Genomic DNA, 25,700 nt, shown 5'->3' with positions numbered 1-25,700 from the left:
ATGGCGGGGCGGCGATCGCGGCTAGGGTGTTTGTCTCTGGTGGGGGAACGGCTGCTGGCGAGGTTAGCTCAGCCGCCACCAGTGAAGAATCTTCCCCAGGGGGACTCGCCAACGCGGTGGGAGCGGATTCGTCCCCGGTTGGTTCATCTGCAATTGGGGCGGTGAGCGCCTCTGGCGTTGGGGCCTCGGCTGCGATCGCGGTCAAGGCTGATTCTATGGGTGGAGCCGCTTCGGTTTGCACTTCACTTTGCGCTTCGGTTTGCTCAACCACAGGTGCTGCGATGGCTGGGGTTGCCGTTAGGGCGGTGTCGGTGGGGGACGTAACCGCATCCGGCATCACCTCCGCCAGATCCTCAGGGGAGTCGGCGATCGGGGGTGATCCTGCCCCAGGGGGAGGGCCGTCGGCAGTCCCAGTGGGATCTGCCTCACCGACAACGGGTTCAGCCTCAGCCGCCTCAGCTCCCCGCGCCTCAGCCGCTGTTGGCACCACAGCCCCAGCCTGGGAGTCATGCTCCTCGGCCAGGGCTGGCTCCACGATCGCTGGGGTATCTTGAGCAGGCATGGGTTCCTGGATGCCCTGATCCTCGCTGGCTGGGGTTGTCTCAGCCAGGATCGCCTGGGCAGCGGGGGGAGCCTCACCTAGCCCTGCCTCATCCTCAGCAATATCCGTATCCTCAGCCATGTCAGTCACCGGGCTAGGCAGGCCTTCAGTCACCACCCCAGGTGTGGCTGCTGGCTCGACGGCGGGGGGTCCCCCCTCGGCGGCAGGCTCTGGGGACATTGCCGGTGCGATCGCCGCGTCAGTTTCTGACGAGGCTTCTGGAACAGGAGCCGTCGATGGGTCTGGGCCGATCGCGGCGGCTTCAGCTTCCGCCATCGGGCTGGACGCGTTAGTGGCGGGTTCTGGGGGCATGGCCACGGTAGCTTCCGTGGCCTGGAGGGCGGCTACCGACGCGGCAATGTCAGGATTTTCCTGCACGATCGCCTCGTAGAGCTTCAGGTACGCCTGCGCTGACTGATCCCAACTGTAATTGGCGGCCATGCCCCGTTGTTGCAGTGCCCGCCACGCATCCTTGTAACGGAACCCTTCCCAGGCGCGAACCATGCAGGTGAAGAAGTCCAGCGGTTCATAGCGATCGAAACAATAGCCATTCCCCGATTGGGCAGCGGGTTCGTGGTGGAAAACCGTATCGACTAACCCCCCCGTATGCCGCACTACGGGAACACAGCCATAGCGCAGGGCAATCATTTGGCTAATGCCACAGGGTTCAAACCGGGAAGGCATCAAAAATACATCCGACCCCGCATAGATTTGGCGGGAAAGGGTGTCGTTATAGAGCAAACACGCCGCCACCCGGCCCTGGTAACGCTTCGCCAATTCCCATGCCTGGTTTTCGTAGTAGCGTTCACCTGTCCCCAACAGGATAAACTGGGCATCGGTATAGGAGAGGAAGCGATCGATAATCTGGAACAACAAATCCAGACCCTTTTGCTCCACTAACCGGGCCACCATACCCATGAGAAAGACTTGGGAATTAATTTCTAGGCCCACTTCTTCCTGAAGGGCTACCTTATTAGCAAGGCGATCGTTGAGGGTTTGTGCGGTAAATGTTTTCGCAATGTGGCGATCGGTCGCAGGATTATACTGCTCGGTATCAATACCATTAATAATACCGGATAGTTTACCACTAATAAAAGACAGTAAGCCCTCTAAACGTTCCCCATAGGCTGCGGTTTGAATCTGCTGGGCATAGGTGGGTGAAACCGTATTCACGCGATCGGCAAATTGGACGGCAGCAGCCATTGCATTATGTCCCTGCATATACCAAGGACACCAAGTCATTTTTTCTAATTTGCCGCGTCCAGGTCCTTGATAGGCCAAATTATGAATCGTAAAGACGGTGCCAATATCCGGGGTCTGGTGCATCCAAACCGGGATCATACCCGTGTGCCAGTCATGGCAATGGATAATATGGGGTTTCCAGTAGTTCCAGGCAAATTCCGCTGCGGCATTGGCAAAAAAGGTGAATCGCCACTCCTCATCCTCACCGTAGTAAATCCGGCGGGGCAAAAATGTTGTATGCCCCAGCAAATAGAGCGGTACATCCGTGTTGGGAAGCCGGGTTTCATAGACCGCAAAGCCCTGGGACATGGCCATCCCGCCCCAGATAGGTTCCCCCGGCACTTCTAACTTGTCGGGTAAAAAGCCGTAGTAGGGCAGGAAAATGCGGACATCATGCCCCATCGCCCGCAGCACCTTGGGTAGTGAGCCAACGACATCACCCATCCCCCCCACCTTCGCGATCGGGGAAGCTTCGGCTGCAACAAACAAAATCCGCATAATTCACTCCCGTATTCCCTCACTCACTATAACCGGAAGGATGCGTGCGAGATCCCTCCCCTAATAGTCCTGGTCTTGATCGGTATCACGCGCACTTTGCGCCACCATCACCCGTGGGTAAGCCCACTCTCACCCGTGAGTTCCGCCACTATCACGGCGATCGTCCTCCCCCCTCACGGCCTAGCCCCAGGCGATTGGCATCGTCCCTGGTAGTCGTGGGGGCCGATCGGGGGCCGCAATGATGATCCCCCTACCAACCCATGCGCCCCGACGCCCAGAGCTAACCCACAGGCTGATCTGCTGATCTATTGAGGGGTTCGTTTGAGGGGTTCGTTATGGGACTTCGCCAATACCGGTGGCCCCTTCCGCCTGCTCAACCCTTTTGGCATCGGGCATCTGGGGGCTAATCCTCCCAGTTTTAACCCCCTGGCAGCCACGAAATCATCGTTGTGGTTTTAGTCTTGGTCTCACGCCTCCTTCGGAGCCATCCGTAGTGGGGAGTTTTTGAGTCGTTTTTTTGACGAGTCGTCTGTCAAGGTTGATTGGGCAGTTGATTGGGTAGGTTGGGTCTCGCAGGCTCGACATCGACCGACAATCCGTCATTTTAGGCATGACTTAGGTTTACTAGACCATCAAGGATTAATGGCTCATCACGCTCAGGTAACAGTCAGCCCCTTCATTTTTCTTTACCGACACCGCCTGTTACATGAAGATTCGCGAGGCATTTCAGGGTTTTAGGCGATTTCGGTTAGCACGAAGGGAATTCTAAGACTGAAGACGATGAGGGTAACCTGCCCATAGGACCATTTCGCTAGACTTTGTCGGTATCCTTCTTGACGTTTTTTCACCTTTGCCAGAGAAATCGTGCGGCTATGCGTAGGATCAACATGGATGGATAACCAGGATTCGTGATGACTGTTCTCCGCCCCCTTAGTCAAAACTATGTAGCCATTACCCTCACCCCTGCTGACCTGGTAACACCAACGGGTTTGCTGCTCGCGAGGTGTCGGTTGTGATGCCCAAGGCCAGCCATTCCCATTCCCCCGCGAGTCGGGATCAGTCAGCGTTGTCGGGCTTAATGGATGCCCAGGCGCAGACTCTGTTTGAGTTGGCATCGGACGGGTTATTACTGGTGCAGACGGCGGGGCAGGAAATTGTGGCGGCGAATCCAGCCGCTGGGGTTGGGTTGGGCTATGCCCCGGCGGACCTCTGTAATCGGCGTTTATCAGCCCTGGTGCAGCATCCTAATGGGCTACCTACGGGTGGAATGTCGCCTCCGGCGTATCCTCCGCCTCCGCCCTTAGGGACAGTCCTGGAAGCCTATGCTGATCAGCCGTTACCGTCTGCGATCGCCCCCAATACCCCCATGCCATTGGCCCTATACCGGCAAGACGGTAGCCTTTGGTACGTGCGATCGACCGTGCATGACGATTTCATCCCAGGGCATCAGTTGTGGCAATTGCAAACGATCGCCGAGCCACTCGGTGCCGAGGAGATCCCCCCCCACGTCGCTGCTGCCACCACCCTAGTCGCCGAGACAAGCGCCCGCGAGGCCCAACCACGCTACGAAGATTTGTTGCATTCGCTGGATGGCATTGTGTGGGAATTTGACCTTCTCAGTGAGCGCTTTACCTTTGTCAGCCAGAAACTCGAAAAAATTCTCGGCTATACCCCAGACCAGTGGCTAGCGGATGCCAGCCTGTGGCAGGCAAGCATTCACCCCGACGATCGCGAGGTAGCGGTGACGACTTGTTTTTCCCTTAGCCAGGTGGAGGATGATTTTCACTTTGAGTACCGGATGCTGACGGCAACGGGAGCGGTGGTCTGGATTCGCGACTTTGTAACCGTGGTGAAGGTGCAACAGCAACCTGTGAAATTGCGCGGCGTGCTGGTGGATATCAGCGATCGCAAACAGGTAGAGGAGGAATTACAAGCGAGCCAGCAGCTTAATCAGCAAATCCTGGATATTTCACCCGACATCATCTATCTCTATGATCTGTCCACCCAGCAAATTACCTATATCAATACCCGGATCACGGAATTAATGGGGTATTTGCCGGAGGAGCTTCAGGCGTTGGCGGCAACCGAGCTACTGGACTGGGTTCACCCGGCGGATCGCGATCGGGTAGTCGCAACGCTGCAACCATTCATTACTTCCGGCCAAGACACCCCCCTGGAAACCGAATTCCGATTTTTGCGATCGGATGGGGAATGGCGCTGGCTGCACAGTTGCCAAACCTTGATGGCCACCCCTGGGGCCAACCAACCCCAGCTTATCTTCGGCACGGTTCAGGATATCCACGATCGCAAGCTCGCCGAGAAAAGCCTGCGCGATAGTGAAAAACAATTCCGCACTTTGACCGAGGCCCTACCCGCAGCGGTTCTGATTTTCCAGGATACGGATATCCTCTATGTGAACTCCAGTGCCACGGTCATCACGGGCTACGAGCGTGAGCAACTCCTCAACCTGTCCCTGGATACCCTTATCCACCCCGATTTCCGGCAGTCCTTTTGGGAGAGGTATCGAACCTTCACCCCTCACCCATCCGGCTCCGATTCAGTTCACCCCGCCCGGGCTGGGGCTTCTCCCTCAACCCAGCTTGCCCCTCTTCCGCCGCAAATCGAGGTCAAAATCCTGACCCAATCGGGTGAAGAGCGTTGGCTGGCCTTCAGCGATCGGCCCATTGAGTTAGCTGGTCAAACCGCAACCCTGGGGATTGCCTTTGATATTAGCGATCGCAAACAAGCCGAGGCAACCCTTCAGGCGCGGGAAGCCCAAATTCGTCTGATTACGGATTCTGTGCCCTGCCTGATTGCCTATGTGGATGCTCAACAACGCTACCAGTTTGTGAATCAGCAGTATGCCAATTGGTTTGGCCGCGATCGTGACCACATTGTGGGGCGTCAGATGCACACCATCCTCAAAAAACCCTACTATCGCCAGGTCCAAGCCCAAATCCACACCGTCCTCCGGGGCCAACCCGTGGACTTTGACGCGATCCTGCCGGATTGTCACCAGCAAGCGCATGATGTCCACGTCAGTTATGTGCCCCACCGCCATACCGATGGCCGGGTTCTCGGCTTCTATGTCTTGATTGAGGACGTGACGACACTCAAGCAATCGGAAAGGCGCTTGCGGGAAAGTGAGGCCCGCTACCGTTCGGTGGTGGAAGCGATTAGCGAGGGGATTATCCTGCAACAGGCCGATGGCCAAATCATTGCCTGTAATACGGCTGCTGAAAAGATCTTGGGATTGCCCCAGGATCAGCTCCTGGGCAAAACCGCAACTGAGCTGATCTGGTGGACCATTCATGAGGACGGCTCTCCCTTTTTAGTCCAGGATTACCCGTTGGTGGTTGCCCTGCGCACGGGTCAACCCCAATCCCACGTGATCATGGGGATTTATCGACCCGATGGTCACCTGCGATGGTTGTTGGTCAATGCCCAACCGATTTTCCAGGCCGATGACCAAACCCCCCAGGCCAGTGTCATCTCCTTTTCGGATATTACGGAGCAACGGGCAGCGGAACAACACCTGCGTAGCCAGGAACTACGGTTACGTCTGGCCCTGGAGGCCGCAGCGCTGGGTACCTGGGAATGGCTGGCGCCCGATGCTCCCTGGCTAACCGGGTCAGAACGGACCCAAGCTATCTACGGCCTGACCGCAACCGACAACCGCATTGATCAGGCGGCCCTTTGGGAGCGCATTCATGCCGACGATCGCGATCGGGTCACCCAGGCGATCGCCGCCAGCTTCGCCCAGCAGACCCCTTGCCATTTGGAATACCGCCTACAACTGCCCGACCACGAGGAACGCTGGGTGGCTCTGTGGGCAACGGTTTTTACGACCGAGCAGGATGGGCTGCCGGATGGGCCGCCGCAAATGACGGGTATTGTTCGCGATATTACCCAACAGAAGCAAGCGGAAGCGACCCTGCGTTACCAGGGCGAACAGGAATACCTGATGCGCCTGATGACCCAGCATATCCATCAATCCCTGGAGTTAGATCAGATCTTGAATACGGCGGTGGTGGAAGTTCACCAATTCCTCCAGGTCGATCGGGTGTTGGTCTATCAACTCCATCCCGCCATTGATATCGATGCCACCCCTTGGCCGGGTCAAGCGACTGAGGGCAACACGGTGCGAACGGGGTATGACGTAACCGTACGGGCGGAAGCCGTGAGTACGGGGTGCCTGTCGATGCTGGGGTGGCTGCTGCGGGACCCGTGGCTCCAGTCGGCGTCCATACTGGCTGACCTCCAGGCCGGATTACCCTACACCGTTGCCGACCTTCAAGCGTTGGACCTGCCGCCAGCAACCCAGGACTTCCTGGAATTTTTCCAGATTGGGGCCATGCTGATGGTGCCCATCCGGCATGGCGACACCCTGTGGGGGGTATTGGTAGCCCATGATTGTCACGCGCCGCGATCGTGGCCAGAGATCGGCATAGCGCTCCTGCTGCAACTGGTGGGACAAATTAGCATTGCTATTCAGCAAGCCGAACTCTATCAAACCGTCCAACAACTGAACCAGAGCCTAGAGCAACAAGTCCAGGAACGCACGGCCCAATTAGAGCAAATGCTCCACTTTGAGGCCCTCCTGCAACGTATTACGGATAAAGTGCGGCGATCGATCGACGAGGATCAAATCCTACAAGCTGCCGTCCAGGAATTGGCCCTGGGCCTTAACCTCGCCTGTTGTGACACCGGGATCTACAACACCGAACACACGGTCTCGACAATCCGCCATGAGTACACCCAGAACTTGCCACCCGCCCAAGGGACCTCGATCCCCTTAGCCGAGGGGATTGAGGCAGCGGTGTATGCCCAACTTCTACAGAGTGAGTACTGTCACTTTTGTTTTATTGCTTCAGGGATCGTACGGCCCGTTCGCCGCCAATATGCCATCCTGGCCTACCCGATCGTGGACGATCAGGGGGTGATCGGCGATCTCTGGTTATTCAAACGCCAGTCCCACGTCTTTAGCGACTCGGAAGTCCGACTCGTGCAACAGGTGGCTAACCATTGCGCGATCGGCATTCGACAGGCACGGCTCTATGTCGCCGCCCAGGCCCAGGTAGAGGAATTAGGCCGCCTGAATCGGCTCAAGGACGATTTTCTCAGTACGATTTCCCATGAATTGCGGACGCCCCTGTCGAATATGAACAATGCAATTCAAATGTTGGAGTTGTTTCTCACCCAACCCAACCTATTCCAAGAAAACGCGGAGGTTAACCTGCGCCTGACGCCGAATCGGGCGATCAGCTATCTCCAAATCCTGCGCCATCAATATCAAGAGGAACTCAACCTAGTGAACGATCTGTTGGACCTCTCTCGCTTAGAGGCGGGCCGGGTTTCCTTAGAACTGACCGTCCTCGATTTACACACCTGGCTACCCTGTGTGCTGGAGCTATTTGACGATCGCATTCGTAGCCAGAATCAACGCCTCTTTATTGACATCGAGCCAACACTGCCCTTGATCACGACCGATCGTATCTATCTGGAACATATTCTTAAGGAACTGCTCAATAACGCCTGCAAATATACCCCCGCCGGACAAGTCATCCGCGTCCAACTGTCGGCCCAGGCGGCCCAGGTGTATCTCACGGTCAGTAATTCCGGCATTACCATTCCCCCGGAAGAGTTGCCCCATCTATTTGAAAAGTTTTACCGTGTGCCCAGCGCCGATCCCTGGAAGTATGGGGGGACAGGCTTAGGGTTGGCCCTTGTGGAACAGCGGGTCAAGCAACTGGGGGGCCGGATTTGGGCGGAAAGTGAAGCCGGGATGACGTGCTTTACGGTGGAACTACCGCAAACCCTAGAGCGGGCTTTAACACGATAATCACACTGTGCTAGTAGCTCGAAAAGTAAATTCTGCAACGTTCGTAGTGCTGGCTTTAGCCGGCACTACGAACGTTGCGAAACTTTATGTTTGCTGTACTAGAAGCTAGAGCCAGCATGGCAAGGGAGTGCTCAGCCGCCTGCTCGTCACGGGGATAATGCGACGGAACTGGTGCGACACCCCCCCGTAGGACCGTCCTGCGCCCCTCTGTTTGACGGCTCCTGGCGCTACCAACGGCTCAATTACGGCAGCCTCCTATAGCCATCGTCATTCAGGTTAGGACATGGGGCTTAAGCCCCTTGTTGATCACAGCCTTTGAAATGTCCTAATGAGCGTGACTACCGCTATAGCGTCATTCGCCCGCAGTCAGCCTCGATCGTGAGCTATATACGCGTTAAAGCTGCAATTCTAGTCAACTTTTCCTTATCCAAACCTTGCAGTTCTTCCAAGGAAATCCAGCCATTTTTTATCAGATCGGCAAAAACAAAGATGAGCATCGACGATCGCGCATCATATTTACCATCCATCTCATGGCGTTTGGCGCTGAGGAAATCATGAAGTTGCCAAAGGGCGTCGGGACTATCGATCGTCGCCGCAACTTGACGGACATAGGCCAAGGTGGCACTCAGTTCTCGACGATAGGCTAGCTCACACACTTGGCGGGCAATTTGCTCCTCTTGATCTGACCAAGATAAACTTTCTAAAGGCATCTTAAGAACATTAAAAATAAATCCGGCCTGCAATACAAACCAGCATTAATTCCCAATGATTAGGAAACCGGATGAACGACTTTAGTATTATAAAACACTTGCGACAATAAGATCGCTTTCTCTATGGAAAAAATTGCATTATTTCTAGGCAGTATCTAGAGAATGCGAGTGATGTTGTGAAAACGGTAGCAAAAGCTATGGAAAAAACTAGGATGATCGGATACAGCCGTTCCCTCCCTAATGAAGTACTGTCAAGCCTTGTAAACAAGGGGCTTAAGCCCCTTGTCTGTATCTCACTAAATATGGAAGTGCTGTAAAGCCCACTCGAAGGATCGCTAGGATCGCCCTAGCGATCGACTACTGTGCAGGTTCTCTCCCCTTGAGAAGCTGTTGATGGATCTTGGGAAGTTCGTACCAGGGTAAATGGGAATATTCGTGGTGTTCCCAATGGTAGCCAAAGTGATAACACGCCAGAAAGGATAACCACGGCGGATAGGCTAAGCTACGGCTATGGTGTATATTTCTGGGTTCACCCGCTATCTTACGATGGGGTAGATACGTCCCAAAAATAAAGAGTTGAAGAGAACTTAGGAATAGGGGTAACAGATAAAAACACAAAACCTTGAGGCAACTTTCCTGAAGATTGCGGTCACACAGATAGGAGAAACTCAATAAGATAAGAACGACTAGGCAACACCGTAGCATTTGCCTGGTATCCAGATAATTCGTGAGGAACTGGTAGTACCAGATCGCAGGCCCCCGACCTTGGCCGCGACTGTCCTGATCCTGGGTTTGCCCTGGGTTTTGGTGGTGCCGAAAATGATGGTGACGACAATATGGGTAATCAAGGCCCGCGTAGCTAAATAGGGCGATCGCACCCAGGGCATGATTCAGACGCAGATGTTGGGGCAAGAGGCTCTGATGCATAGCATCGTGGGCAACAATAAATAACCCCGTTTGGAGGAGGGTTCGCAGGACGATCGCGACTCCCAGACCAAACCCTGACCACAGGTGCGGGGGATAATGTGCCAGGATACCGAAACTCAGCAGCCATGCTGCCAGTAACCCGACCGCGATCCCTAAGCCTAGCCAACGCTCACCGCACGACCCACCGTTCACCGTCAGATTTTGCCCACTCTGAACCATTCATCTTCCTAACGCATTAACATTTTCATAACGCATTAATATCCTAGGAGCGAATCGCTTCGCCCCCAGGAAACTTCTGTTGTATGTCTGCAAGGTTTGTAGTGCAGGCTTCAGCCTGCAACGACTAAAATCGTGACTACCACTAGCGAACGAGGTTCAGCAATTCCTTCGGCGAGGCCAGGAGATCGATCGCCACAAAGAAAATCTTATTGTCAGGATTCAGGAGAAAACGCCAAGCAATATTCATCCCAACCGCATTGCCAAACCAGGGCGTTTGCACCTTGCCCGTAACCTTGATTTGGGTGAAGCCATCCGCGTCTTTGGGTTCTTCCACCCCTTGTTCGGGCATCAACCTCAGGTTTTGGCACTCCTCGCGGAAAAAGCGCAGAATAGCTTCATGACCGACGATCGGGCGTTGAAAGGGCGGTTGCAGGGCACCATCCGGTAAAAAGAGATCAATCAGCGCGTCGAAGTCATTCGCATTCAAGTTATCCATGTAGCTCAGGATTGTCGGATTGGTAACCCCTTGGATGGAAACCTTCGTGCGCTTTTCATAGGCAGTGGGCACAACCACGGGTTCCGCCACGCGGTTAAAGCTGCCCAGCTTGTTGGGATCAAACCCCATGTCTACCACAGCGTTACGCAGCACAGTAATTTGTTGCCCTGAGTCGAGGTTACGGATCGCCTGAAGCACGGCGGCGGCGTTAGCAGAGAGTTGATAACCTTCAGGAATAGGGGCGACTTTACCCGCTTCCATCCATTGCCCTAATTGATACCAAAAGCCAAGTTTGATGTTGGGTGTCCAGGTGGCATAGGCACGACAAATGGGGGTATCGGCCCGGTTAGCCAGATCACACATCACTTGCGACTGCTGCTTGAAAGGCATGGCCGCGATTTCTTCAAGGGTTCGCTCCGCAACGACCATGCTGGCGGCACCCGGAGCGGCGATCGTGATCGTTTTACCCATTTCCAGGTAGGCAAACCAGATCAGCGCTAGTTGATCTTCGGCACTGAGTTGAGCGAAGCGAGCGATCGTCGCGGGGACGGCATCAGCAGCCAGGGTTTCGGGAAAAATCCCACGGGCGGCTTCAAGTGTAAATGGCATAGAATCCTCTTCCTGCGTTTAAGTAGAACGTTAGGGCAGTCACCAACCCACCCAAGGGCAGTGGCAACCTCATAACCACCTATTCCCCCAATTCCGATGGGGTATGGGGCAAAATAAGCTGCTTCCATTGTAAACAAATTTTAATATTTCGCCAAAAAAATTTACATTATCCGAATTTTGATGACTGACCGGCTCCGATCGCCCGTCACGATCGGCAAGTCACCGGGAGGGCGAGACAAGTGGGTATGGGGGGAATGACTGGCAGCCCAGGGGCAGAATCGTTATTATCTACAGGTCTTTGGAAGGGGTACGGCAGCGATCGCACGGGCTAGGGGCCAAGCTCAACCGCCGCGACGATCGTGGCCTTGGGTGCGCTAGGGTAGGGGAACTGGGTCAACCTGCCCACGGCGTGAAGCTGAGATTAGGACAGGGCTCCACGGGATTACACGGGATTACACGGGATTACCAAGAGAGCAAGGCGCTATGTTACGGCCATCGAAGTCAGCGAAGAAAATGCAGTTGCCACGGGTTGCCAGTGTGGGGCTGGCGATCGCGATCGGTGCGGTTCTGGTTGGGGCAGCGGCCCGTGTTAACCGTGATGGATGGTGGACACCGTGGGGGCAACCGTCTGTGTCAACGGTGAAACCTTTGCTGACAGAGGAAATTACCCAGGTCTCGCGGTTGGTCCCCCTGAGCCGGGAGGCCCGGTATCCCTATTTATTAGAAATTGCCCAGGGACGGCAGTCGCCCGATCGCGAACAGGCCCGGTATCTGCTGGCCAGTGATCTGATTGACGGGCGGCAGGGAACGGAGGCGTTGCCGTGGCTGGAAGGGCTGGAACAGGATTATCCGGTGTTGGCTCCCTATGTGGCGTTGAAGCAGGCCCAGGCGTACCAGGTGAGTGGCCTGACGGGGGAGGCGACGGCGGCATGGCAGTCGTTGTTGGAGCGCTACAGCGATCATCCTAATGCGGCGGAAGCACTCTTCCATCTGGGGAAGGACCAACCCCCGTATTGGGACCAGGCGATCGCCCAGTTCCCATCCCATCCCCGCACGGTGGAGATTGCCCAAAAGCGACTGGCGGCTGATCCAAAATCCCTGCCCCTCTTGCTGCTGGTGGCGGCACATGGCCATTACCTGACGAACTATACGAGTTTGCTGGATCAGTTGGTAAAGGAACACAGTGGCCGGTTAAAACCAGCGGATTGGGAAGCGGTGGGCTTCGGCTATTGGGAAAAGCAGTTCTATGGCAGTGCGGCGGCGGCCTATGCCAAGGCTCCGGCGAATCCAGAAAATCTGTGGCGGGCGGCGCGGGGTGCCCAGTTGGCGGAACGGACGGGGGCGGCGATCGCGGGCTATGAAAAGCTGGTGAAAACGTTCCCGAATAGTCCCCAGGCGGGACGGGCATTGTTGCGGCTGGCGGCGTTGGCTCCCCATTCCCAGGCGGCGATCGGGTATCTGGATCAGGCGATCGCCAAGTTCCCAGACCAGGCCCCGGATGCCCTGTTAGCGAAGGCGAAACACCTGGATGCCCTGGGGAGTGCCCAATCGGCGGCTCAGGTGCGTCAAACCCTGATGGAAAAGTATCCCGCAGCAGATGCGACGGCGGAATGGCGCTGGCAGACGGCGTGGGGGAAGGCGAAGGCGGGCCAGATCCAGGAGGCGTGGACGTGGGCGCAGCCGATTACGGTGAACAATACGGCGAGTGAGCGGGCACCGGAGGCGGCGTTCTGGATTAGTAAGTGGGCGAGCCAGTTAGGGCAACCCAAGGCGGCACAGGCGGCGTTTGACTATATTTTGCGGGAGCATCCGGATTCCTACTATGCATGGCGGGCGGCTTCAACCTTGGGCTGGCCAGTGGGGGATTTCACGACGGTGCGATCGCTGACGCCAGAGATTCAAAAGCCCGTGACACGACCTGGGTTGGCAGCGGGGTCGGAAACGCTTCAGGAACTTTATCAACTCGGCCAAAATTGGGATACGTGGACGCTGTGGCAGGTGGAGTTCACGACAGCGCGACAGCCGAGTGTGCGGGAGCAATATACGGATGGTCTGATCCGGTTGGGGATTGGCGACAATCTGGATGGCATTTATATGCTGTCGAGTTTGGCGAATCGGCAGGAGGCGACGGAGCAGGAACAGGTTAAGCGAATTCAGCAAACGGCGGATTATTGGCAGGCGCTTTATCCGTTCCCGTTTGTGGAGCCGATTAAAAGTTGGTCGGCGGAACGGCAGTTGAATCCGTTGTTGGTGACGGCGTTGATTCGGCAGGAGTCGCGGTTTATGCCGGGGATTCGATCGGTGGCGGGGGCATTGGGGTTAATGCAGGTGATGCCGGAGACGGCGGATTGGATTGCTCAACAAATTCAGTTGCCGAGTTTTAAGCTGCAAGATCCCAATGACAATATCAAGTTAGGCACCTGGTATCTGGACTATACCCATCGCGAGTATCAAAACCATTCGTTGTTGGCGGTGGCGAGTTATAACGCGGGACCGGGGGCAGTGGGCGGTTGGTTGGATAGGTTTGGTTTGAGCGATCCGGATGCGTTTGTGGAGCAAATTCCCTATCCGGAAACCCAGGGTTATGTTACGTCGGTGTTTGGGAATTATTGGAATTATTTACGGCTCTATAATCCCCAGATTGCGCAACAGTTGGCCCAGAAGTCGCCACAACAGGCGGTATTGGCCTTGAGGTTCGAGGCAAGTCAGTAAAAGAGGCGACATAAAGAGACTGTTCTACTTTGTTCTGATTAAAGAAGGTCATGGCGATCGATGAAATCTCCAAGAATATGGTTGGAGCAGCAGGCGAATATTATGTCTGCGCTGAATTATGTCGTCGCAATATTTTGGCCCTGATTACGCCTAAAAATAACCCTCTATTTGATATCATTGCCACTGATCCTTTAGGCATAAAGACTGTTTCTATTCAGGTTAAAACAATGTCTTTGCAGAATAAACAAGGATGGCGTTTGAATACCGATATATGTACGAAGCGACAAAATCCAAACTTATTTGTTGTCCTTGTCAATCTAAAGACTGATCAAAGTAACGATTACTATATTTATGAATATGATGTTTTGTCTGAAAGAGTTTCAGAAGTCTATTCTGAGTATATCAAACAGCCCAAGCGAGATGGTGGTAAACGTCAAGATGTTTCTTTTCGGTGGTTCGATCTTAAAAACTTTAACGATGAAGACTACAAAAGGATGAATAGATGGGAAATTCTAGGATTTGAGAATATTTCGCCTCAAGGGTAGTGTTTTATTGTCATACGCATATAACAAGGGTAAAGGGGAAATGGTGCCTAAAATTCATGCGGCAAATACGAGCAACGCCTTCAGCTTATTCTTCAAGTCGGGGGATACGGTTAGCGGTTTGTAGACTTCGCCTTCATAGGGTTGCCAAACGTAGCCCGGACTAAAGGGACGGAAAACCGTCGAACCGCCGAGCGATCGCCAAACCGTCTCAGCTAAGACCAAGCCGGGGAAACTCGGAAGCGTTGTCTCTGAGATCAACTCACGATAGGTTCTAAATTCATCCACCTCCACACCCACTAGGGCATAACGAAAGGGTGGGGCAAACTGCAACCGCTGATAGAGCAGAATGCCTAGCTCCGTCATCTGATAAGCCATGCCAGGTGCATTAATTCCCACATCACTGATATTATCTGGGCAAGCCTGACACCACCAGTTTGCCTCAGTATCTTGAAAAACTGCGGCATGGCATTGGGCTTAAAGACCGTTGCTAAGAGTCCAGAACAAACCATCAAAATGCTGGGCAAATTCCTCAGCGGCGATCGAGTCTGGCCCACATTCAGCCGATAAACTAAATGCCCAGGTCATTTTCTTCTACCTTTTCCCAATCGTTGCGTGTGTTGGCTAATGCCATCTCGTACTTCTCCAGCAGCATTGTAACCTTTGGCCTAATCAACGCCAAGCCTAACTCCCAACAGTCGGGCACTTCGACCCACCTTCGGTTTGCCGTTTTCTTCTGTCATCCCTCGATAGTAAAGTTTTGTCACACAATCTGGATGAATAGCTCAATGGCAAAAGCATAAATCCAAAACTCCGCAATTTGTCGGGTAACGCCGACTTGAGCCAAAGAGGGTATGATAACGATCGATCCCATCACTGGCGCGAGGCGATCGCGAGTGATGCGCGGGTGATGTAACGGGGGCGAAAACTTGGACGTGGCGAATGGGAACTGATCTGACCTTTTTTACCAATGAACCAGGGGCGACGTTACTCGATCGCTTCAAGAAAACTTTGCCAGATGCTCAATATTTAGATGTCTTGGTTGGTTATTTTCGCACCAGTGGTTTTCATCAACTGTATGAGGCATTGGAAACTGTTGAGCAGATTCGGATTTTAGTGGGTCTGACGGTGGATCAAAAGGCATTTAGTTTGATTCAGGCGGCAACGGGTCAGATTAGTTTGGATTTTGAGTCCCATAAACAGACCAAGGAACAGGTGACGGCTCAGGTAGCAGCAGAAATGGCCCAAGCTGAGGACAATTATGCGATCGAATTAGGAGTACGGAAATTTATTGAATTTATTCGTCGGGGGCAGTTGGTGATTAAAGCTTACCCCAGTGCGAATCTCCATGCCAAGGTATATATCAGTCGGTTTCATGCGGACGATCGCGATTTTGGGCGGGTGATTACGGGTTCTAGTAATTTCTCCTGGTCTGGGTTGGTGGCTAACCGGGAGTTTAATGTGGAACTGAAGGATCGGGCCGATGTGGAATTTGCTTTAGCGCAGTTTGAGGCGCTTTGGGCGGATGCAGTGGATATTTCTGTTGATTATGTTGAAACGATTCAGCAACGAACTTGGCTCAATGATACGATTACGCCCTATGAGTTGTACCTAAAGTTTTTGTATGAGTATTTTAAGGAAGATATTAACCTGGATGAGGATGATCTAGATCTCTATTTACCGCCGGGGTTTATGGAGTTGTCCTATCAGCGACAGGCGGTTACGTCTGCGAAAAAAATTCTGGATGCCTATGGTGGTGTCTTTTTAGCTGACGTGGTGGGGTTGGGGAAAACCTATATTTCGGCCTTATTAGCGCAACAGTTGCAGGGGCGGATTTTAATTATTTGTCCGCCTGTATTACGGGACTATTGGCGCGAAACGTTTCAGGAGTTTGGAATTCGTGGCTATGAAGTGGAGTCGCTAGGCAAGTTAAATCTCTTATTGCAGCGGGATTTAAGTAAATTTCGTTATGTGTTAATTGATGAAGCCCATCGGTTTCGTAATGAGGGTACCCAAGCCTACGATCGCCTGGTTCAAATCTGTGCTGGTAAACAGGTAATTTTGGTTTCGGCTACACCCTTGAATAACCGCATTAGTGATATTTTCAGTCAACTAAAGTTATTTCAACCACCTCGGAAGAGTACGATTCCTGGGATTCCAAATCTAGAACAGTTCTTTAAGGAACTACAAAAGCGCTTAGATCAGTATAGCAAGGATGATCCTGGCTACGGAAGCGCGCTCAAAGCAGTTTCCCAAGAGGTCCGGAATAAGATATTAAACCATGTTATGGTGCGACGGACTCGCACGGAAATCATGAATTATTATGCTGAGGATCTGAATCAGCAGGGGTTGATGTTTCCCAGGGTAGCGGAGCCGCAGAAGATTATTTATCAGTTTGATGATAAGACGGAATGGGTGTTTAATCAAACTATCCAGCTATTGCGACGACTTTGCTATGCTCGTTATACGCCGCTATTGTATTTGCAGGCAGAGGTTACCAGTTTTACTAGCCAAGCTCAACATAATATTGGTGGGTTTATGCGAGCGATTTTGGTGAAGCGGTTGGAAAGTAGTTTTTATGCATTTAAGCAAACCCTGGATCGGTTTATTACTTCCTATGAAAGATTTATTGCGATGGTGGAGCAGGGTACGATCCTGATTGGCAAGCAGGTGGATGTGTATGATCTGCTCGAACGGGATGATCCAGATGAGTTGTTAGCATTACTGGAAAAGGATATTGTCCAACAGTATGCGGCTGAAGATTTTAGCGATGAGTTTCTGCCCAGTCTTCAGCAAGATTTGATTCTTTTGCAGGATATTCAGGCATTATGGGAACGACTGGATGATGATCCAAAGTTGAATCAGTTTGTTGTGGATCTTCGCACCCGTCCCCAACTTCAGGGGCAAAAGTTGATTATTTTTACGGAATCTAAGGAAACGGGGGATCACCTCTATGCCCGGTTGGATGCGGAATTTCCCCAGGAAGTGATGTTTTATGCCAGTGGGGGCGGGGTGTATAACCAAACAGGTAAGCCGGTGAGTCATAATCCTGCGATCGCGAAGAAGTTGATTCTGGAGAATTTTGATCCTAAGCATCCCCAGCAGTCGGATGCGATTCGGATTTTGATTACGACGGATGTGTTGGCGGAAGGGATTAACCTGCACCGGGCGAATGGGGTGGTGAATTATGATTTGCCCTGGAATCCCACGCGGGTATTGCAGCGGGTGGGTCGGATTAATCGGGTGGGAACGGTGCATGAGCAGGTGTATATTTTCAACTGTTTCCCGACGGCGCAATCGGAGGCGCAATTAGGGTTAGAGGAAAATATTATTGCCAAGATTCAGGCGTTTCACGATACGTTGGGTGAGGATGCCAAATACCTGAGCGATGAGGAGGAAGTGACAACCCATGAGTTATTTGGCGATCGCCTTTATCGGTTGTTGACGAATCGGGAGAGTTACGATCGCGAACCGGAGGCGGATGAACGATCGGAGTTAGAATATTTGCAATTGCTACGGCAAATTCGCGATCACCAGCCGGATCTGTTTGAAACGATTAAGCGTTTGCCCCGTAAGGCTCGCACGGCCCGACGCTGGCAGGGAGCAATTGAGCCGGGAATGGCGGATTTGGAGCGGGCGCAGGTGTTGACGTTTTTCCGGGAGGGGGCGCTGAAGCAGTTTTTTATGTCGGCGGCGGAGTCGGCGCGGGCGGTGGATTTTTTTGAGGCGGCGGATTGGTTACGGTGCGAACCGGATACGCCCAAATTACCGATTCCCAAGGATTATTATGCGTGGCTGCAACAGAATAAGGAGGCGTTTGCGGCGGCGGATTGGATGCCGGAGGTGGCCCCAGTAGGTGGTCGGGGGGGCAGTAGTGCGGACAAGTTTGTGATGCAATGTCTGAAGTCGCGGGAGGTTCGCCAGTTTAAGGGGTTTACGGATAGTGATGAGGCGTTTCTAAAGGCGGTGCGTTTGGCGTTTGAGGCGGGGCGGATTCCAAAGCAGACGGCGAAGAAGGTTCAGGAGGCGCTGAAACCGATCGCGGGGGAACCGTTGAAGTTATTGAGTGCTTTAAGGCGGACGGTGCCGGACAATTTGTTGGCAGAGCCGGAGCGTCAGGAGCGGCCAGAGTGGGGGACGAGTCGTGAGGTGGTGTTGTCGGAGTATTTTTACCCGAATACCGGAATACCTGAGTATCGGAATACCTGAGTACCGGAATATCGGAATATCTGAATCGTTAATAAATCATTGCTAATCTGCGAGATCTCACAAAAATGATTAATCATAAGGGATTATTGCTGCTAGTGAGAGGGTAGGAAGCGGCTATGGAAAGAAGCGCAGCGGTACGGTTACTGCGGGAAACATTACAACGTCCGTTTGATGAGGCGCAGTTTCGGCAGTTGGCCCGTAATTTAGTCCATGATTTGAATGAGGCGAAGGCGTTTACGGCCCAGGGAAATCTGATTAAGGATGCCTATAAGGATCAGGTGCGTCAGTATAAGCGCATTGGTCAATATGTTGATCCGGATGGGAATACGATCGATATTTTAGTGGTGCGGTTAAGGCGCTCTAATACGTTGGAGCGGGCGCGGACGATGCAGCGTAATTTTATGGCCCAATATCTCCAGGATCGGGGGCAAAGAGAGGCGGCGTTGGTGGCTTATTATACGGATGAGGCAACGGATTGGCGGTTTTCGTTGGTGCGCTTAGAGTATCGTCTGGAGGTGCAGGCGGATGGGAATTATAAGCCGCGTAAGGAGTTGACGGCGGCCCGACGATCGTCGTTTTTAGTTGGGCAAAATGAACCGAATCATACGGCGCAGCAGCAGTTATTACCGTTGTTATTAAATGATGCTAAGAATCCAACATTGGATGAGTTGGTGGCGGCGTTTAATATTGAGTCGGTGACGCGGGAGTTTTTCGAGCGTTATAAGGGGTTATTTTTACGGGTTCGGGATGAGTTAGAGGGGTTGATTCAGGCGGATGCGGCGATCGCGGCGGATTTTGGTCGTAAGCGGATTGAGGCGGCGAATTTTGCTAAGAAGCTGTTGGGGCAGATTGTTTTTCTGTATTTTCTGCAAAAGAAGGGTTGGCTGGGGGTGGAGCCGGGGCAGGCTTGGGGCAGTGGACCGAAGGACTTTTTGCGCCGGTTGTTTGAGCGGAAAAATGTGGTGTATGACAATTTCTTTAATGATGTGTTGGAGCCGTTATTTTATCAAGCGTTAGCAACTGATCGCGGGGCGGAGGCGTTATATGCGTTGCCGGGATGTGGACAGCCTTGTAAGATTCCGTTTTTGAATGGGGGGTTATTTGAGCCGATCGGGGGTTATGACTGGCAAGGGACGGCAATTTTGGTTGGGAATGGGACGATTCAGGCGATTTTAGAAACGTTTGATGAGTACAATTTTACGGTGCGGGAGGATGAGCCGTTGGAGCAGGAGGTGGCGGTTGATCCGGAGATGTTGGGGAAGGTATTTGAAAATTTACTGGAGGTGAGCGATCGCAAATCTAAAGGGGCCTTCTATACGCCGCGTGAAATTGTCCATTATATGTGTCAGGAGAGTTTGATTAACTATCTGGATACGAGGGTGAATCGACGGGCGGTGGAGTTGTTGCCGCCTCGCTTGGAGCAGAGGAGTTTGTTGCCGGTGATGCCGTCGGGCCAGTTGCCGCTGACTCTGGATGAGTATGAGGAGCGGGTGCCGCGTGGGGATTTGGAGCGGTTAGTGCGGCAGGGGGAAGGGGCGATCGCGAATGATGCGCAGGTGGTGCAACGGGGGGCGGAAACGCGGACGTATCAGTTTCAGGTGCCGGAGTCGGTACGGGTGAATGCGGCGGCTATCGATGCGGCGCTGGCTGAGATTAAGATTTGTGATCCGGCGATCGGGTCGGGGGCGTTTCCGGTGGGAATGATGCAGGAGATTGTGAAGGTGCGGGGGGTGTTGACGACCTATTTGACCCTCACCCCCGGCCCCTCTCCCCAGGGAGAGGGGAGAACTGCTTATGCTTTCAAACGTCATGCCATTCAGTCCTCGATCTACGGAGTAGACATTGATCCGGGCGCGGTGGATATTGCCAAGCTGCGGTTGTGGCTGTCGCTGGTGGTGGATGAGGACGACTACACCCGCATCAAACCCTTGCCCAACCTGGATTACAAAATCGTTTGTGGTAACTCGTTGCTGGGGGTCGATCAACGAGGAGAAGTGAAAAAATATCAGGGCAATGTACTGAACTATCAGCAATTAGATCAGCTTGATCAATTGATGCTCGATTTTTTTAATGAGACGAATTCTGAACGTAAAACGCAGTTTAATCGGGAAATTAAATCTCTTATTCAAGGATTGACAGGGAGTGCTGATACTTTTGATTTTCGGATTTATTTTAATGAAGTGTTCCGAAAGCATCACGGGTTTGACGTGGTGATTGGGAATCCACCCTATGTGCGCCAGGAGCAAATTAAGCATCTTAAGGATGAGCTTAAGCGACAGTATGACTGTTTTACAGGGACGGCGGATTTATATGTATTTTTCTATGAACGTGGTTTGAGGTTACTGCGGGAACAGGGTGTTTTAACCTATATTTCTTCTAATAAGTATTTCCGAGCGGGATATGGCAAGAAGTTACGTGAATATTTGATCAAAAATACACAAATTCAGCAAATTATTGATTTTGGTGATGCGCCCGTTTTTGCCGCGATCGCCTATCCCACGATCGTAATTACTCGGAAAGCGGAACCCAAGAATCATACGTTTAAGGTGTTGAACTGGGAGATGGGGCAAGCAATTAGCCAATTTGAAACGGTGGTTCAGTCGGAAAGTTTTGCTATGCCCCAAGCAGCACTAACGGCTGAGGGTTGGCAGTTTGTGGATGAGACGGCCCTAAGTTTATTGAAAAAGCTACGCGAGGCAGGGACCCCGTTGGGTGAGTATGTTAACAATCGGTTTTATTATGGGATAAAAACAGGATTTAATGAAGCGTTTGTCGTCGATCGTGCAACCCGCGATCGACTAATTGCCGAACATTCCTCCTCTGCCGAAGTCCTCAAACCCTTTCTGCGGGGACGCGATGTGAAACGCTGGACAGTAGATTATCAAGAGTTGTGGCTAATGTTTATTCCTTGGCATTTTCCATTACATCTTGATCCAACTATTGAAGGTGCATCTGAAAAAGCAGAGCAAGCGTTCAGAAAACAATATCCAGCTATTTATAATCATTTGATAGGTTTCAAAACGGAACTTTCTAATCGAAATAAAGCTGAAACAGGCATTCGGTATGAATGGTATGCACTGCAAAGATGTGCCGCCACCTACTGGCAGGAGTTTGAGCGATCGAAGATTATTTATCCAGATATTGCTGCTCGTTGTGAATTTACTTTTGATACCAACAATCTCTACCCTGATTGCACTTTATTCATCATTCCAGAAAATTCAAGCTATTTAGTAGGCATTCTTAATTCTACGGCTGTTCAATTCTTTATCGATCAAATTTGTCCTTCAGTGCGTGGAGATTTCAAACGATTTAAATCAATATACGTTACTCAAATCCCTATTCCCCCGGCCTCACCCGCCGACAAAGCCCGCATCGAAACCCTCGTCCAGCAGTGCCTCACCGCCCAGGGACAAGCCGTCACCGCCGCCGAAGCCGAAATTGATGAAATTGTGGCACGGCTCTATGGCCTCACCGATGCAGAACGCGCCATCATTGAGGGGAAGGAGAGATGAGTAAATTTGAAATCCTCACCCCGTTAGGCTTTCGTGTTCGCACCTCTGAAGAATACTGGCAAAAACTGATCATCAAACATCCAGATATCGCTGACCTGGAAGCCGAGGTCATCCAAACCCTGACCCATCCAGATGCAATCCGTCAGAGCAGCCGCGATCCCAACATCGTTTTGTTTTATCTCGCCCTCAAAGTAAAACGTTGGGTTGTGGCTGTAGCGCGGCAACTCAACGGAGACGGGTTCCTGATCACAGCCTACCAAACAGACGCAATCAAAGAAGGAGACTTAATATGGCACAAATAAAAATCTACTACGAGCCAGAGATGGAATTACTCACGGTATTTTGGCAACCCCCGCGCAAAAATCAAATTGCAACCGAACTGGGGGATGGGGTGATTTTAATTAAAGACGAAACCACCGGCGAACCCATTGGCATGGAAATCCTCGCCTATCACCCCAACGACGATCGCTTTGACACCGTGAGCATTGAAATGGGGCGACTCACTGCAAGGGTTTAGGCAAGGAGCCAAGGAGTCGATCTATGGCAAAATCTGTAACCGTTTGGTTTGACCCAGAAGCCGATTTTCTAGAGGTAAAATTCTCCGATGCTCCTGGTTATATGCGCGAAACCGACCATGACGCCATCATGGAGCGCGTCGATACAGACGGCAATGTGATCGGCTTTTCTATCCTCAATGTGAGCCGTCTTGCCAAAGGTCATCCACTAGTTGCACAACTTACTGGAGGATGAGGTACCCAGGTGATTCACAAATCCCCGTCTCACCCGCCGACAGCGCCAGCATCGCCACCCCTCGTCCAGCAGTACCTCACTACCCAGGGGCAAGCCGTCACCGCCTACAAAGCCGATATTGACGACAGCATTGCCTGCCTCCACGGTCTCAGCAATCGCGATCGGGAACGCATTGAGGAGAAGCAGGGTAAATGATTAACGGGTTTGAACTCTCTGACCACGCCCGCTTCCAAATGCAAGAGCGGAACATTCAAACATCCTGGCTCGCCGAAACACTGTCTGCTCCTGATCGGCTTTTGCCCCTTGCCGATCCTCACGGCAACACCCACTATTTAAAGCAGATTCCAGATTTTGGCGATCGTTGGCTGCGCGTCATTGTTAACCCTAGCGTTTCTCCAAACCGAGTGATAACCCTCTTTTTTGATAGGAGACTCAAATGAAGCTAACTGTTCATAAAGACGATGATGCCCTGTCCCTACGTTTGGATGATACGGAGATCGTCGAGTCCGAAGAAGTGAGCGACGGCATTATCTTGGATTACAATGCTGAGGGTAAAGTCGTTGGCATTGAAGTTCTTTATATTAGCGAACGCAGTCCTAACTCCTGGCAACAAATTCTTTTAGAAACAACAGCCTAATGATGGAGAGTAAATATTTTGGTTTTCATTGTCCCCACCTCACCCGCCGACAGAGGCAGCATCAAAACCCTCCTCCAGCAGTGCCTCACCGCTCAGGGGCAAGCCGTCACCGCCTACGAAGCCAAAATTGACGATAGTGTTGCCCGCCTCTACAGCCTCAGCGATCGCGAAGTTGTCATGGCTTAACCCAGGAAAGTCCCGATACGACACTTCAAAATGAATAAATTGAGAATTTTCATCGAGAGATCGCTAAAGGTTGTCCGCTAGGACCCGCAACACGCTGGGAATTTGGGACACCACATCTAGAGTTTGCAATTCCGCAAGGGCCTGCCGGAAGTTGCGCTCCAGCACATTGTGGGTCACAACCACAATCTCAGCCCGACCCTGCCGCAGATCGATTTGCACTACCGACTCCAAACTAACGCCGTGGTTGCCGAAACAAGTCCCCAACTTACCAATCACACCCGGTTGATCCTGGGTGAGGACACGGGCATAAAACCGGGTCTTGAGATCAGCGATCGCACTCACTCGACACCCCTGTTGGTGACTCGGAGCCAGCAGCGGATGCAGCGGACCCGCCTGGGACACTGGGGTAATCCCTAGCAACGCCGCAATGTTAAGGATGTCGGACACCACTGCACTCGCCGTTGGGCCAGACCCCGCACCAGGACCGTAGAGCATCACCTGTCCGATCGGCTCCCCCTCAATCAAGACAGCGTTATACACCTCATTCACGCTAGCCAGAGGATGGGAGTGGGGTAACAGGGTAGGATGGACCCGCACCGAAAGGCGGGGCGGTTCACCATCGGCTCCTGGCTGCTCCCAATCCTGCTCCGCGATCGCCAAGAGCTTAATCACAAAGCCCAGCCGTTCCGCATAGGCAATATCCGCCGCACTAATCTGGCGAATCCCCTCGCAGTAGACCTCATCCAGCTTGATCCGCTTACCAAACGCCAACGAAGCCAGAATCGTGATCTTATCCGCTGCATCCAAACCATCCACATCCGCCGTCGGGTCCGCTTCGGCATAGCCCAACCGTTGGGCGTCCGCCAGCACCTCGGCAAAGTCAGCCCCCTCCCCCCGCATCCGGGTCAGAATATAGTTGGTGGTGCCGTTGACAATTCCCGTAATCGTGCGAATCCGGTTGACACTCAGGGCTTGCTTGAGCGGTTGAATGACGGGGATGCCGCCCCCCACGGCTGCTTCTTCCAGCACATATACCCCGGCTTTTTCCGCCGCCGTGAAAATTTCATCGCCATAGCGGGCAATCACCGCCTTGTTGGCCGTCACCACATGCTTACCGTGGGCGATCGCCTTCAGGATCAAACTGCGGGCCGGTTCCAACCCCCCAATCACCTCAACAACAATAGCAATATCAGGATCGGTGACAATGCTCTCCAGATCGGTGGTCAGGATGCTAGCGGGCAGATCTACCGGGCGGGGCTTATCGAGGCTGCGGACCCCCACACGGTGGATTGTCAAGCTTTGTAAGAGCGGATGGCGACGATCGGCATGGAGCAGAATATCGGCAGTTCCACTCCCGACCGTCCCTAATCCGAGTAATCCAATCTTGAGTACGCCCGCTGCGATCGCCATAGTTCCCTCACGCTTATCCCCCCCATTGTGCCATTACCGGGGAATTTCCTAGCGGGATTCCCGCCAGGACGCTTACCTGAAGACGCCAACGATCGTAACGTTGCCGGTGGCAGCGCAGCAAGTGGACCCGATCGTCAATTCCGCCATGTTTGTAGTAACGGCTTCAGGCGTGGTGGGCTACAGCCCACACTACAAACTGTGGGAGTAACGGCTTCAGGCGTGGTGGGCTAAAGCCCACACTACAAACTGTGGGAAAGTTATGAGCTGTTGTGCTAGGGGTCTGTCATTTCTAAAATGGAAGATTGTCGGTTGGTGTCGATTGGGTGAGGCCCAACACACATGGCGTTTGCCCCAACCTACTCAATTAAGTTTGACAGTCTACTAGAATAACCCTGGCAAATTTCCCGCTAATCCGTAGTCCCCTCAAAGGCCAGATCGATCAAGTAGTGGTTAGTCGCTGGCAAGGGGGGCACGATCGCCTCAGCCGTCACCGCCTCAGGTATCGCCGCAACGGTCGCCTCAGCCGGTTGCGCCCCCTCTCCTGGGGGCGGGGACAGGGGAGTCGGCGAGGTCTCGGCGGGCGGGATGGGACCAGGGA

Annotated in this window: 20 protein-coding genes; 13 read left to right on the top strand and 7 right to left on the bottom strand. The window is 52.9% G+C overall.

The window, feature by feature from the left end; all coding sequences use genetic code 11:
• On the bottom strand, positions 1 to 2,341 hold a 2,341-nt coding region (gene glgA, locus ACWIUF_RS04435), incomplete at its 3' end, for a glycogen synthase GlgA (RefSeq protein WP_448571029.1).
• 113 nt (positions 2,342 to 2,454) lie between these two features.
• Between glgA and ACWIUF_RS04430 the strand changes: the two genes are divergently transcribed.
• Complete coding sequence (locus tag ACWIUF_RS04430) at positions 2,455 to 2,583, top strand: hypothetical protein (RefSeq protein ID WP_448571028.1); 129 nt, start codon at positions 2,455 to 2,457, stop codon at positions 2,581 to 2,583.
• Positions 2,584 to 3,356: 773 nt separating this feature from the next.
• Positions 3,357 to 8,183: a PAS domain S-box protein gene (locus tag ACWIUF_RS04425; protein WP_448571030.1), complete on the top strand. Its 4,827-nt coding sequence runs from the start codon at positions 3,357 to 3,359 to the stop codon at positions 8,181 to 8,183.
• 383 nt (positions 8,184 to 8,566) lie between these two features.
• Here ACWIUF_RS04425 and ACWIUF_RS04420 read toward each other — a convergent pair whose 3' ends face one another.
• From ACWIUF_RS04420 to ACWIUF_RS04410, 3 genes are all read right to left on the bottom strand, one after another.
• A complete protein-coding gene (locus ACWIUF_RS04420) occupies positions 8,567 to 8,893 on the bottom strand; it encodes a hypothetical protein (protein ID WP_448571027.1) in 327 nt (108 codons plus the stop codon).
• Positions 8,894 to 9,250: 357 nt separating this feature from the next.
• Positions 9,251 to 10,039: a fatty acid desaturase gene (locus tag ACWIUF_RS04415; protein ID WP_448571026.1), complete on the bottom strand. Its 789-nt coding sequence runs from the start codon at positions 10,037 to 10,039 to the stop codon at positions 9,251 to 9,253.
• A 142-nt stretch (positions 10,040 to 10,181) separates the two neighbouring features.
• Positions 10,182 to 11,144 carry an orange carotenoid-binding protein gene (locus tag ACWIUF_RS04410; RefSeq protein WP_448571025.1) on the bottom strand — a complete coding sequence of 321 codons (963 nt, stop codon included), beginning with the start codon at positions 11,142 to 11,144 and terminating at the stop codon, positions 10,182 to 10,184.
• A 483-nt stretch (positions 11,145 to 11,627) separates the two neighbouring features.
• On the opposite strand from ACWIUF_RS04410, the gene ACWIUF_RS04405 reads away from it, so the two are divergent.
• On the top strand, positions 11,628 to 13,856 hold the full coding sequence (locus ACWIUF_RS04405; protein WP_448571024.1) for a transglycosylase SLT domain-containing protein: 2,229 nt from the start codon (positions 11,628 to 11,630) through the stop codon (positions 13,854 to 13,856).
• Between the two features lie 50 nt (positions 13,857 to 13,906).
• Positions 13,907 to 14,401 carry a hypothetical protein gene (locus ACWIUF_RS04400; RefSeq protein ID WP_448571023.1) on the top strand — a complete coding sequence of 165 codons (495 nt, stop codon included), beginning with the start codon at positions 13,907 to 13,909 and terminating at the stop codon, positions 14,399 to 14,401.
• Positions 14,402 to 14,455: 54 nt separating this feature from the next.
• On the opposite strand, the gene ACWIUF_RS04395 is transcribed toward ACWIUF_RS04400, so the two are convergent.
• Positions 14,456 to 14,776, bottom strand: a complete 321-nt coding sequence (locus ACWIUF_RS04395; protein ID WP_448571022.1) for a hypothetical protein — start codon at positions 14,774 to 14,776, stop codon at positions 14,456 to 14,458.
• 564 nt (positions 14,777 to 15,340) lie between these two features.
• On the opposite strand from ACWIUF_RS04395, the gene ACWIUF_RS04390 reads away from it, so the two are divergent.
• The 9 genes from ACWIUF_RS04390 to ACWIUF_RS04350 all read left to right on the top strand — a co-directional run bounded on the left by ACWIUF_RS04390 (position 15,341) and on the right by ACWIUF_RS04350 (position 23,692).
• Positions 15,341 to 18,607 carry a helicase-related protein gene (locus tag ACWIUF_RS04390; RefSeq protein WP_448571021.1) on the top strand — a complete coding sequence of 1,089 codons (3,267 nt, stop codon included), beginning with the start codon at positions 15,341 to 15,343 and terminating at the stop codon, positions 18,605 to 18,607.
• A 116-nt stretch (positions 18,608 to 18,723) separates the two neighbouring features.
• Positions 18,724 to 22,119, top strand: coding sequence for an Eco57I restriction-modification methylase domain-containing protein (locus ACWIUF_RS04385; RefSeq protein WP_448571020.1), 3,396 nt, complete (start codon positions 18,724 to 18,726; stop codon positions 22,117 to 22,119).
• A complete protein-coding gene (locus tag ACWIUF_RS04380; protein WP_448571019.1) occupies positions 22,116 to 22,421 on the top strand; it encodes a hypothetical protein in 306 nt (101 codons plus the stop codon). Before ACWIUF_RS04385 ends, ACWIUF_RS04380 begins: the two co-directional genes overlap by 4 nt.
• A complete protein-coding gene (locus ACWIUF_RS04375) occupies positions 22,409 to 22,636 on the top strand; it encodes a hypothetical protein (RefSeq protein WP_448571018.1) in 228 nt (75 codons plus the stop codon). Before ACWIUF_RS04380 ends, ACWIUF_RS04375 begins: the two co-directional genes overlap by 13 nt.
• A gap of 23 nt (positions 22,637 to 22,659) precedes the next feature.
• Entirely contained in the window at positions 22,660 to 22,869 is a 210-nt protein-coding gene (locus tag ACWIUF_RS04370; protein ID WP_448571017.1) for a DUF2283 domain-containing protein, read from the top strand.
• Between the two features lie 9 nt (positions 22,870 to 22,878).
• Positions 22,879 to 23,064, top strand: coding sequence for a hypothetical protein (locus ACWIUF_RS04365; protein ID WP_448571016.1), 186 nt, complete (start codon positions 22,879 to 22,881; stop codon positions 23,062 to 23,064).
• Complete coding sequence (locus ACWIUF_RS04360) at positions 23,061 to 23,309, top strand: DUF4258 domain-containing protein (protein ID WP_448571015.1); 249 nt, start codon at positions 23,061 to 23,063, stop codon at positions 23,307 to 23,309. Before ACWIUF_RS04365 ends, ACWIUF_RS04360 begins: the two co-directional genes overlap by 4 nt.
• Entirely contained in the window at positions 23,306 to 23,506 is a 201-nt protein-coding gene (locus ACWIUF_RS04355; RefSeq protein ID WP_448571014.1) for a DUF2283 domain-containing protein, read from the top strand. Before ACWIUF_RS04360 ends, ACWIUF_RS04355 begins: the two co-directional genes overlap by 4 nt.
• A gap of 18 nt (positions 23,507 to 23,524) precedes the next feature.
• Entirely contained in the window at positions 23,525 to 23,692 is a 168-nt protein-coding gene (locus tag ACWIUF_RS04350; protein WP_448571013.1) for a hypothetical protein, read from the top strand.
• 63 nt (positions 23,693 to 23,755) lie between these two features.
• Here ACWIUF_RS04350 and ACWIUF_RS04345 read toward each other — a convergent pair whose 3' ends face one another.
• Together ACWIUF_RS04345 and ACWIUF_RS04340 are read right to left on the bottom strand one after the other, a co-directional pair.
• Positions 23,756 to 25,102 (bottom strand): homoserine dehydrogenase, encoded by a 1,347-nt coding sequence (locus ACWIUF_RS04345; RefSeq protein WP_448571012.1) that lies wholly within the window; start codon positions 25,100 to 25,102, stop codon positions 23,756 to 23,758.
• Between the two features lie 407 nt (positions 25,103 to 25,509).
• The coding region (locus ACWIUF_RS04340) for a hypothetical protein (protein WP_448571011.1) at positions 25,510 to 25,700 on the bottom strand (191 nt) is incomplete at its 5' end.

The sequence above is a fragment of the Trichothermofontia sp. genome (genome assembly GCF_053493415.1).
Note: the sequence above shows the minus strand (reverse complement) of the source record. Positions and strands in the feature narration are given on the sequence as shown.

Bases quoted from the DNA above. Each gene is read 5' to 3' on its own strand.
- ACWIUF_RS04345 (WP_448571012.1), bottom strand. From the start codon at position 25,102: ATGGCGATCGCAGCGGGCGTACTCAAGATTGGATTACTCGGATTAGGG.
- ACWIUF_RS04415 (WP_448571026.1), bottom strand. From the start codon at position 10,039: ATGGTTCAGAGTGGGCAAAATCTGACGGTGAACGGTGGGTCGTGCGGT.
- ACWIUF_RS04385 (WP_448571020.1), top strand. From the start codon at position 18,724: ATGGAAAGAAGCGCAGCGGTACGGTTACTGCGGGAAACATTACAACGT.
- ACWIUF_RS04410 (WP_448571025.1), bottom strand. From the start codon at position 11,144: ATGCCATTTACACTTGAAGCCGCCCGTGGGATTTTTCCCGAAACCCTG.
- ACWIUF_RS04370 (WP_448571017.1), top strand. From the start codon at position 22,660: ATGGCAAAATCTGTAACCGTTTGGTTTGACCCAGAAGCCGATTTTCTA.
- ACWIUF_RS04395 (WP_448571022.1), bottom strand. From the start codon at position 14,776: ATGGCTTATCAGATGACGGAGCTAGGCATTCTGCTCTATCAGCGGTTG.
- ACWIUF_RS04425 (WP_448571030.1), top strand. From the start codon at position 3,357: ATGCCCAAGGCCAGCCATTCCCATTCCCCCGCGAGTCGGGATCAGTCA.
- ACWIUF_RS04420 (WP_448571027.1), bottom strand. From the start codon at position 8,893: ATGCCTTTAGAAAGTTTATCTTGGTCAGATCAAGAGGAGCAAATTGCC.
- ACWIUF_RS04360 (WP_448571015.1), top strand. From the start codon at position 23,061: ATGATTAACGGGTTTGAACTCTCTGACCACGCCCGCTTCCAAATGCAA.
- ACWIUF_RS04390 (WP_448571021.1), top strand. From the start codon at position 15,341: ATGGGAACTGATCTGACCTTTTTTACCAATGAACCAGGGGCGACGTTA.
- ACWIUF_RS04400 (WP_448571023.1), top strand. From the start codon at position 13,907: ATGGCGATCGATGAAATCTCCAAGAATATGGTTGGAGCAGCAGGCGAA.
- ACWIUF_RS04405 (WP_448571024.1), top strand. From the start codon at position 11,628: ATGTTACGGCCATCGAAGTCAGCGAAGAAAATGCAGTTGCCACGGGTT.
- ACWIUF_RS04355 (WP_448571014.1), top strand. From the start codon at position 23,306: ATGAAGCTAACTGTTCATAAAGACGATGATGCCCTGTCCCTACGTTTG.
- ACWIUF_RS04380 (WP_448571019.1), top strand. From the start codon at position 22,116: ATGAGTAAATTTGAAATCCTCACCCCGTTAGGCTTTCGTGTTCGCACC.
- ACWIUF_RS04375 (WP_448571018.1), top strand. From the start codon at position 22,409: ATGGCACAAATAAAAATCTACTACGAGCCAGAGATGGAATTACTCACG.